The following is a 10,529-nucleotide window of genomic DNA, read 5'->3' on the forward strand; positions in this document are numbered from 1 at the left end:
TGTTCGTAATTCATATTATTAAGCTCATTTTTTCTTTTATTTTACCTAGAACGATCGCACTTTCGCAAGAGGTCTATAGATGTTTTGTGACTTTGGATAGGGGGTTTGGCAATCGCCTCCGCTACAATCCTTCTGATTATTCTGGGATTGTGGTACTGCGTCTGCCTTCTCAAGCGCAACCGCAAGATTTGCAAGCAGCAGTAGAAATATTAATTCGCGGATTGGATGCGGCAGAAGTTGCGGGTAAATTGTGGATTATCCGAAGGGAACAGCTTTTGGAGTATCAAGCAATATCGTCAGATGAATCTGACTAAAAATTTACCAGATACCGTAGGGTGCGTCGCGATCGACAATTTCCGAAATAGCGATCGACATAGCCTTTTTTACCCTCCATCAACAATCCCACTCGTAGATAACATCGCTAAAATCTAATTTTTGTAGTGCTAATTTTTTGACAAAAAAGTTACCTACGCCACCAAAGCCCCACAGAATATCTATTACATCATTTCCATCGGAATCCATTTGAAATAAAAGGCTATACGGATCGCTTTCGCAATCGGGTCTAGGATCGTTTGATTGAAAAGAATCATGATAGCCACCAATTTTATGACCGTGAGGAACACATAGATTTATATAATTGTCCCAAACTTCATCGTCTTCTCTAAATAATTTATAAAAATCTTCTCCTAAAAACTTTGTAAATCCATCATCGCAATCGGTAATTGGCGCATACTTTTTAGTAAATTGCAAACTGCAACTTCCCCAAATAGGGCCGCGTTGAAATTTGGGCAAAAAATCATAATTGGTGATGATATTCTCAAGGTTTAAATCTGGTTCTGGAAAATAGAAAATTTGAAAAATATCTTCACCATAGTCGAAAGATAAGCCATATAGTTCATCGTCTGGAAGATAAAACTGCAAGATTCCTCGCTCGGGAAAACCTTCAAGAGACGGTACTTCAGAAAAGTTGATTTGGGCAAGCAATAAGAAGCAATCGCCATTAGGAGTTTTAGGATACTCGAATCCTTTAGGTAAGTATGGCAACCCACCAAATTTACTTTGCCACCAGTTCGCAGGTTCGTTGTTTTGAATTGTAATTTCAATATAGGGTTTGATAGTTGATTCGATTCGATCGCGATACTTTTCTAGTTTGGGAGATAGCGGCACATCAAGTTTGTAGTTCATAAACCGCTCGCAACTTATTTTAAATCCAAAACAAAACTTTGCAAGGCGGGCATTTGCCCGCCCAACAAATCATTAAGCGCCGACAGATTCCTTCGCCGCGTACAGCACCTCAACGGTAATCTTATCAATCCCCCGATCGCGCGCAAACTTCTCAGTATTCCGCTTCACCTTACCCCGCACAAAACCAGGGATTTTATTCAATTCTGCCTGTCCATCCTTCGTCCAACCCATATCAGAATCAGCCGAAATACCCTTGGTAATCACTTCCTTGGTATCGTGGCCGCCGAAGATTTCCAGCAAGTGGTCTTCCATTCCCAAAGTGAAGGAATTGTAAACCAGATCTACGCACTGATTCGTCCCTTCATAACCCAAAAATGGCTTGTAGCCGATCGGGAAATTTTGGACGTGAATCGGTGCAGCAATTACGCCACAGGGAATATCCAACCGCTTACCTACGTGGCGTTCCATTTGCGTACCGAAAATCGCCGAAGGTTCCGCTTTCGCGATCGCATCTCCAATCGCCCCGTGATCGTCCGTAACGAGCACTTCATCGCAATACTCGCTAACCTGTTCCCGGAACCAGTCAGCGTCGTGTTTGCAGTAGGTTCCAGCCCAGACAACGTGGATTCCCATCTCGCGAGCCAAAATCTTCGTCATCGCCGCAGCGTGCGTATTATCGCCAAATACGACGGCTTTTTTGCCGGTTAAGTTTTGGCAGTCGATCGATCGCGAAAACCAAGCAGCCTGCGACACAAACCGCGTTTGTTGGTCGATGAAATTTTCGTAATCAACATCCGCACCTTGAGCATTCAAAACTTGCTGAATCTTGCGAATGCAGCGCGCAGTTTCTACCACACCCATCGGCGTAATATCCACCATCGGCGTGCCGAATTCTTTTTGCAAATACTCCCCGGCCATCATCCCCAATTCCCGATAAGGAACCAAGTTAAACCAAGCGCGCGGCAGTCTTTTTAAGTTGTGAACCGAAGCACCTTCGGGAATAACTTCGTTGACTTCAATGCCCAAATCTGCCATCAAACGCTTCAACTCGGTGCAGTCGTGCTGGTTGTGGAAACCCAGCGTAGACATACCGATAATGTTGACAGATGGTTTTTCGCTTTTGGCTTCTACTAAATCGCCTTTTTTGCGGGCTTTGTTAATGTAAAACTGGACGATTTGATCCAAAGTGCGATCGGCAGCTTGCAGTTCGTTGACGCGGTAATGGTTGACATCGGCCAGCAATACATCGCCTTTGGCATCCAATTGAGCTCGCTCCACGAAGTTTTCCAAGTCTTCTTGCAGAATGCTGGAGGTGCAAGTCGGGGTGAGCACGATTAAATCTGGGTGTTCTTCTCTGTCTTTGCGGGTGATGTTGTCCACCACCCGTTCCTGCGAGCCCCGCGCCAGTACGTGTCTGTCAACGACGCTGGTAGTTACCGGGGTAAAGTCCCGTTCCCTCTCCAGCATGGAACGCATGACGTTAAAATAGTCGTCTCCAATGGGTGCGTGCATGATCGCATGGACGTTTTTGAAGGAAGTGGCGACGCGCAAAGTGCCGATGTGGGCTGGGCCTGCGTACATCCAATAAGCCAATTTCATAGGTATTTTTCCTGGTGCTGGTTGAGAATTGCCCGATCGGGCGATTACTGCTAAATTTTAAGGTTGTTTCTGATTTTCTCACCGGATGAATCCTTTAGAAATAGTAACTTTCTGAGGATTTACAGATTTGAGAAATGCTCAAACGCTTTTGCTGCTTGGGATTTAACTGGCAATTCCCATAACTTTACCTTTGTTTTATGGCAATAATTCTTAATTTATTGTCAAGTTTCGTTAAGAAATCTGCAAATTTTATCAACGTAGGATACCCCAGGCGCAACTTACACCTAGATTGCTGCCAGAATTTTCGCAAAGCTATATATTGACTTTTTAGCCAACTCAGGATAAACTATTAATTAATACACTATTTTCCCGGCATCAAAAGTTGCAAAGCGGGGGAGATATTGACGTAAAATCAATCCTTGACAAATCCCATGAAACTATCCAAAATAGACTTGAGCAACGTATTAGCAGTTGGTCACTCTAACGGCAAGCTAGGACTGTTAATCGAGCGGGGGGAAGAAGTCGAATTTATCGAAATTGTCGCTCCCGAAGCTGCAAAGGAAGGGCTGCAAATGGTTGATTTCATCGCGAATACAGATTCAACAGAACTCAGTGCTGGTATAGAATTAAAAGAAATTGCTTCAAGCCCAGAACCAATTGCGATGATGTCGGTAGATTCCGAAATGGCTAGATCGATCGGATACGACGAAGAGGAGCAAGTTTTGCAAATAGAATTTAGCAGCGGGTCAGTCTATCAATACAGCGATGTGGAACCCCAAATGTGGGAATCTCTACAAGATGCTGATTCTACAGGAAAATTTTTTAACTCCGAGATTAAAGGTTATTATTCGAGCCGGCGCGTTGATGACTAGCGTTTAGTTAGGAGTTGCACCTTTGGGCGGTTTTATTGAGGTGTGAGGCCTTAATTCAAGCAATCTCCTAAAAGCTGAGATTGTTTTTTTTTGTCAGGCGTGCGATCGAGTCTCACAGTAAATCCTTGCACCAATCCTATATTTGTGCTTTTCTTTACGTAACTGCTGAGGTGACGAAACCCCGAAGGCGCTTTTGTCACCTCAGCAGTTCTTTGCTGTCAAGGCGTGTCTTCCCACACATCCCAAAAGATATCTCTTGAGCGATAATGAAGGATAACATAGGATTTACGAAAAGAAACCCGGCTTATACGAGAAAATCTTGGGTTCGTCAACGACTAGCAACGAAGAAACAGGGTTTCTAGCCCGCCGCGCGTAAGTCCTGTAACATTGACCAAGCACACCTAATTTGAGAGAACCCAACTATGATGGCAATTCCCGGCGTTGCAGTTCTCGCTCTCATTTATGAAAGCAGCACTTCCCTGGTTTACCGCGGCCACAACGAGCAGGACAACCAACCTGTTATTATCAAACTTATCAAAGAAGACTATCCGACTCCTGAAGAACTGAATAGATACAAGCGCGAATATGAGATTACTGCCAACTTAAACCTGCTGGACGGAGTTGTTAAAGTTTACAAGTTGCAGCAGGTTAGAAATAGTCTGGCAATGATCTTAGAAGATTTTGGGGGCGAATCTTTAAAAATCTTTATGGCTTCCCAAAAATTTACAATTTTAGGATTTCTGACTACTGCAATCAAAGTTGCTGAAACTTTGGGAGAGATTCATGGTAAAAATGTAATTCATAAAGATATCAACCCCTCTAATATAGTTTTTAATCCAGCTACAGGACAAGTTAAACTCATAGATTTCAGCATCTCAACTGCATCAAACCTGGAACACGTTCCGAATAAAAATCCTAATTTTTTAGAAGGCACTTTAGCCTATATGTCGCCCGAACAAACCGGCAGAATGAACCGGGTAATCGATTACCGCACCGACTTTTATTCCCTCGGCGTGACATTCTATGAAATCCTGGCAGGACAACTCCCTTTTCCCACTACAGATCCCATGGAGTTAGTTCACTGTCACATAGCCAAACAGCCAGTACCTCTCGCTGAAATAGCCCCAGAAATTCCTAAAGCTGTTTCAGATATTGTGATGAAATTGTTAGCAAAAACCGCTGAGGAGCGCTATCAAAGCGCTTGGGGACTAAAAGCAGATTTGGAATCCTGCTTGTTTCAGTGGCAAACATCTGGGGTTGTTTCCGAGTTTCCTCTCGGCAGCCAAGATATTTCCGACAAATTTCAAATCCCTCAAAAACTTTACGGCAGACAGCGAGAAGTTGAAACTCTTTTAGCAGCATTTGAACGGGTAGCAGCAACAAATAATCGAACCCGCACCGAACAATCCCAAATTTCTGTCATCAAGAAAGAGAGCAAATCCAGGAAAGAAATTCCCCTGTCAGTCTTATCGAGAGGACAGCATAAATCTCGCAGCGAGATGATGCTGATTGCTGGTTATTCCGGCATTGGCAAATCGGCAATGGTGAAGATTTTAGACAAACCTATTACCCGCAGGCGTGGCTATTTTATTGGGGGAAAGTTTGACCAGTACAAGCGAACTATTCCTTACTCTGCCGTTGTCAGCGCTTTTTCGGAATTGGTGCGACAACTCTTAACTGAAAGCGAGGCTCAATTAGCAGTTTGGCGCGAAAAACTCCGCAGTTCTTTCGGTCAAAATGGGCAAATTATTATTGATGTCCTTCCGGAAATTGAACTAATTGTCGGAGCTCAGTCTCCTGTAGCTGAATTGGGGCCGACGGAATCTCTGAACCGCTTTAATTTAGTCTTTCAAAATTTCATTCGCGTATTTTGCCAGCCAGAACATCCGCTGGTAATTTTTCTCGACGATTTGCAGTGGGCTGATTCTGCTACTCTCAAGCTGATCGAATTGATGATGACAGATGAAGCTACGCAATATCTGTTTTTAATTGGCGCTTATCGGGATAATGAAGTTAGTCCCACTCATCCTTTAATGATGACTGTGGAGACGCTGCGAAATCAGGAAGCTATCATTAATCAGATTGCTTTGTCGCCGCTGGGGGTGGAAAACATAACTCATTTGATTGCCGAGACTTTGCACAGCGATCGAGAATCTGTGAAACCCTTAGCTGAATTGGTAATCAGCAAAACCGATGGCAATCCTTTTTTTGTCAATCAATTCCTGCAAACATTGTATCAGGAAAACTTGCTAGTTTTTCAGCCGCCACAGTCGGGGATCAAGGGCGGCTGGCATTGGGATATGAGTCAAATTGAGCAGTGCGCTATCACTGACAATGTAGTAGATTTGATGGTACAAAAATTGAGAAAACTGCCAAGTTCAACGCAGCAAGTTTTGCGTTTAGTGGCTTGTTTGGGCAACGAATTTGACTTAAACACTCTTTCTTTAATTCATGAAAAAGAAGCCTCGGAAACTTTTTCTCACCTGTTGCCGGCGATTAAGTCGGGACTGATCCTGCCCACTTCGGAATTGGAAAGCAAGTCATTAGATTACGTGCTGTTTCCGCTATTAATTCTGAATTATAAATTTTTGCACGATCGGGTACAGCAAGCAGCTTACGCTCTGATCGACGACTCGCAAAAAAAGGCAGTTCACCTGAAAATAGGCAGGCAAATCCTAGAAAACACTCCGGCTGAATATCGCGCTGACAGAATCTTTGAATTAGTCGATCACTTGAACGTAGCTCGATCGCTAATTAAAGACGATCGAGAATTAATTGAACTGGCAACGCTGAATTTAGACGCCGCCCGCAGAGCCAAAGATGCCACTGCTTATGTTGCTGCCTTGCAGTATTTGACCGCAGGCATGGACGGTTTGAGCGCGGATATTTGGGATGCCCACTACGATTTAGCCTTTGCCTTGCACATGGAGCGGGCAAATGTTGAGTATTTAAACGGTTTTTTTGAGAAGTCTGAAGAATTTATTAATATAACTTTGGAAAAAGCGCGATCGGCATTAGAAAAGGTAGAAATTTACAACCTGCTGATCGTGCAGTACACCCTGCGGGCGAAGTACGAAGAAGCCGTTAAAGCCGGAATCCAAGCTTTGGACTTGCTCGGAATTGACTTGCCGCTAGACGGGCTACAAAAAGTCATATCCGAAGAATTTGCGGCAGCCACAAATATTTTAGCTGGTAGAGAAATAGCTTCCCTGATAGACGCCCCGGAAATGACTGTACCAGACAAAAAAGTTGCAGTCAAACTAATTACAAACTTGCTCACATCGGCGTACCTCAAAAATCCCGACTTGTGGAAAGTCAGCGTTTTAAAAGGAGTCAATCTTTCTCTACAATACGGTTTAGTACCCGAAGCCTCTCTTTGCTATGCTGGCTACGGTATGTTCTTAAACGCAGTTTCGGGAGATTACAAAGCTGCGTATCAATTCGGCTTGCTCTCGCTGAATCTCAGCGAAAAATCTGGCAATATCGGCTTGAAGTGCAGAGCTTGTTCATCCCTGGTCAGTATTTTTTATTACTGGTTCAATCACATCAAAGATTCCCACGCAATCAGCAATGAAGGATATCAAGCAGCTTTAGAATCGGGAGATTTAGAGTATGCGGGTTATATCCTGTCCAACCGCATAGCTAACTCATTTTTTCAAGGTAAAGAAATCTCGCAAATTCTGGCCGACACAAGCAGGTATTTGCAGTTCAGCCAAAAAACCAAAAATCAGCTCGTAACCGATATATTATTAGGGGTAGAGTTAATCCTGCGCAACTTGAGCAAACTAACTTCTGAAAAGTTTGTATTTGAAAGCGAAGATATCAGCGAAGCTGAATACGTCAACAACTGTAAAGCTCATCAAAATTTGTACTCGCTCTGCCTTTATCAGATTCGCAAATGCCAGGTAATGTACTGGTACGGCAACTTCAATGAAGCACTAGAACTAGCTTTTGAAGTAGAAAAACAGCTATCTTTTATTACCGGAGCGATACCAGCTACAGAATGGAATTTTTTCTTTTCTCTAGTTTTAGCCGCCGTTTTCCCAAATGTTTCTGAAGACAAGCAAAAGCAATACTTGGAAAAGTTAGAAGCCAACCAAAAACAGATGAAAATTTGGGCAGACAACTGTGCCGAAAATTTTCTTCACAAGTACCTTTTAGTACAAGCAGAAATAGCCAGAATTTCTAAGAAAGATTCAGAAGCTGTAGAGCTGTACGATTTCTCTATAAGTTTAGCTCAAGACAATGAGTTTGTCCAAAATGAAGCGCTGGCTAATGAACTAGCAGCTAAGTTTTGGTTGAGTAAAGGCAAGTATCAATATGCCAAAATCCATTTGCGCGAAGCTCACTCGTGCTACTTGCGCTGGGGTGCAGTCCGCAAAGTAGAAGATTTAGAACAGAAGTATCCGCAGTTGCGGGAAATGACGCCGCTCAACGGAAGTTTTAACAACAATCAAACTACAACAACTATTCATACTTCTACTGGCAGCGATGCAAGAGTGCTCGATTTAGCAACGGTAATGAAAGCATCTCTGGCAATTTCTAGCGAAATTGTCCTCGATAAGTTGCTGGCTTCTTTAATGAGAATATCCTTAGAGAATGCGGGTGCTCAATTAGGTTTTCTGATCTTAGTAAGAGATGGTCAACTGTTGATTTCAGCTAAAGCGTCAGTATTTTCTGAAGATGTAGCCGTGCTGCAATTTACGCCTGTTGGAGACTATCAGGATTTACCTGTGACGGTGATTAATTATGTGGAAAGGACTCGATCGGATTTGGTGTTGAGCAATGCGGCGGCTGAGGGACTATTTACAGCCGATCCTTACGTCGCCAAACACCACCTCCAATCTATTTTGTGTACTCCTATTATCAATCAAGGCAAACTGATCGGCATTCTTTATTTAGAAAACAATTTAACTGTCGGAGCATTTACTCCCCACAGATTGGAAGTTTTAAGGTTGCTTTCTTCGCAAGTTGCTATTTCTTTGGAAAATGCTCTACTTTACAATTCCGTGGAACAGAAAGTGCAAGAGCGGACGCAGGAGTTAAATGAAAAAAACGAGCGTTTAGAACAAACTTTGCGCGAGCTGAAACTAACTCAAGCTCAATTAATCCAAACGGAAAAAATGTCGAGTTTGGGCCAAATGGTGGCTGGTGTAGCTCACGAAATTAATAATCCTGTAAGTTTCATTTACGGCAATCTCAATCCGGCTAGCGAATACGTTAAAGACTTGCTAAAATTGATTGAGCTTTACCAGCAGCACTATCCCGAACCTGCTGATGAAATCCTAGAGGAAATAGAAACAATTGAGCTAGAATTTTTGAGCGAAGATTTGCAAAAGCTGCTGGATTCTATGAAAGTAGGAGCGGAAAGAATCCGGGATATTGTGCTGAGCTTGCGGAATTTCTCGCGCCTCGATGAAGCGCAAATGAAGTCGGTAGATATCCATCAAGGCATCGACAGTACGGTGATGTTGCTGCAACCGCGCCTGAGAAAAGAGGGCGGGCGTTTGGGAATTGAGGTGATTAAAAATTACAGCACGCTACCACTAATTACTTGTTATGCGTCTCAGTTGAATCAGGTATTTATGAATATTTTGACAAATGCGATCGATGCTCTCCTCATAGCAAGAGATTGCCCGGAAAACTCTCAGAACCAGCCTGCTATTACAATTTCAACAGAGGTGACAGAGAGGAATTCTGCTAGAATTAGAATTGCTGACAACGGCCCTGGAATGAGCACTGAGGTGCTGCACAAGATATTCGATCCGTTTTTTACAACTAAGCCAGTGGGTTCGGGAACTGGTTTGGGATTGTCTATTTCGCACTCGATTGTGGTTAGCTCTCACGGCGGAAAGTTGACTTGCGTGTCTGCACCGAGAGATGGGAGCGAGTTTATTATTGAAATTCCGATCGCCCCCAGGCAAGTTTTGTAAGGAAATAAAGAAAAATGGCGAATGGAATTGGCTTCTTGTCAAACGAAATCTGCCTTCGCGGACTAAGAAAATTGTACTTGGCGGTATAAATCTGCGATCGCAATTTCCACACCAACCGATTCAAGTAGCAAAGAATCGCCCAAACCATACTCAGACAGCACCCATTGCCCCTGTTGAGCGCGCCGAAACATCTCTACTCCTGGCTGTTCAACTTGCACCAAGACATACTCTTGTAAGCTTAAAAATTGGCGGTATTTAGCAAATTTTGCGCCGCGATCCACTGCTTCGGTGGAAGGTGATAAAACTTCGATAATCAAGGAAGGAAATTGCACCAATTCCGGATCGTTATCGCGATCGTCGCAAGTTACCATAACATCAGGATAAAAATAATTTTGCCCTATTTCTCCCCGTAGTTTCACAGTTAAGATGTAAATTTCGTAGGGGAGATTAAGGCGATCGTCTAATAGCTTGAAGAAGTTGAGGCAAATCCGATTGTGATTGCGGGTTGCGCCGCTTATCGCGACTACTTCGCCATCCCAATACTCGTAGCGTTGTTCTTGAGTGGGTTCCCAAGCTAAATATTCTTCTGCGCTCATCGATAGGCGATCGGATAAAGTAACCATAATGCGATCGGGAATGAAGTCTGTTTTTATAATAGCTCCAAGATGGCGATCGCGATTCTGCGTTGCCACTTATCCCCGCCGATAGGTTCCGAGTGCACTTCCCGTTCTACTAGCCTCAATCTATCCTACGTTTTTTTAGGTAGAGCTACTTAGAATCGGGTTCTCCATCCAAGTATTCAGCTTTTCTCCATCTATTACACCATTTTTTAGCCGATACACACCAGACAGTTCTAAGCGTCCATGCAACAGTTCGGACATATTTTGGGAGAGTCAGGCTCTGAGAGAGCCGTATTCTAGGAGTTTTCGGTAGTTTGGAT

At 43.4% G+C, this 10,529-nt stretch carries 6 protein-coding genes; 3 read left to right on the forward strand and 3 right to left on the reverse strand.

Going from position 1 to position 10,529, the window contains the following annotated elements; genetic code table 11:
* Window positions 1-314, forward strand: a 314-nt coding sequence (locus QUA13_RS29835; protein ID WP_333204383.1) for a DUF5615 family PIN-like protein, incomplete at its 5' end; no start/stop codon positions are given.
* A gap of 79 nt (window positions 315-393) precedes the next feature.
* Here QUA13_RS29835 and QUA13_RS29840 read toward each other — a convergent pair.
* Both QUA13_RS29840 and bchB read right to left on the reverse strand, forming a co-directional pair.
* A complete protein-coding gene (locus tag QUA13_RS29840; protein WP_333204385.1) occupies window positions 394-1,185 on the reverse strand; it encodes a DUF1963 domain-containing protein in 792 nt (263 codons plus the stop codon).
* Window positions 1,186-1,257: 72 nt separating this feature from the next.
* Complete coding sequence (bchB, locus tag QUA13_RS29845; protein ID WP_190659189.1) at window positions 1,258-2,784, reverse strand: ferredoxin:protochlorophyllide reductase (ATP-dependent) subunit B; 1,527 nt, start codon at window positions 2,782-2,784, stop codon at window positions 1,258-1,260.
* 431 nt (window positions 2,785-3,215) lie between these two features.
* Here bchB and QUA13_RS29850 point away from each other — a divergent pair, with 431 nt between their 5' ends.
* Both QUA13_RS29850 and QUA13_RS29855 read left to right on the forward strand, forming a co-directional pair.
* Window positions 3,216-3,656, forward strand: a complete 441-nt coding sequence (locus tag QUA13_RS29850; RefSeq protein ID WP_172189928.1) for a KTSC domain-containing protein — start codon at window positions 3,216-3,218, stop codon at window positions 3,654-3,656.
* 422 nt (window positions 3,657-4,078) lie between these two features.
* Window positions 4,079-9,589, forward strand: a complete 5,511-nt coding sequence (locus QUA13_RS29855) for an AAA family ATPase (protein ID WP_333204387.1) — start codon at window positions 4,079-4,081, stop codon at window positions 9,587-9,589.
* A 62-nt stretch (window positions 9,590-9,651) separates the two neighbouring features.
* On the opposite strand, the gene QUA13_RS29860 is transcribed toward QUA13_RS29855, so the two are convergent.
* Window positions 9,652-10,281 (reverse strand): Uma2 family endonuclease, encoded by a 630-nt coding sequence (locus tag QUA13_RS29860; protein WP_333204389.1) that lies wholly within the window; start codon window positions 10,279-10,281, stop codon window positions 9,652-9,654.
* Between the last annotated feature and the right edge of the window lie 248 nt (window positions 10,282-10,529).

Origin of the sequence: Microcoleus sp. S28C3, assembly GCF_036700785.1 — a bacterium.
Lineage (GTDB): Bacteria > Cyanobacteriota > Cyanobacteriia > Cyanobacteriales > Microcoleaceae > Microcoleus > Microcoleus asticus.

Bases quoted from the DNA above. Each gene is read 5' to 3' on its own strand.
- bchB (WP_190659189.1), bottom strand. From the start codon at position 2,784: ATGAAATTGGCTTATTGGATGTACGCAGGCCCAGCCCACATCGGCACT.
- QUA13_RS29840 (WP_333204385.1), bottom strand. From the start codon at position 1,185: ATGAACTACAAACTTGATGTGCCGCTATCTCCCAAACTAGAAAAGTAT.
- QUA13_RS29850 (WP_172189928.1), top strand. From the start codon at position 3,216: ATGAAACTATCCAAAATAGACTTGAGCAACGTATTAGCAGTTGGTCAC.
- QUA13_RS29855 (WP_333204387.1), top strand. From the start codon at position 4,079: ATGATGGCAATTCCCGGCGTTGCAGTTCTCGCTCTCATTTATGAAAGC.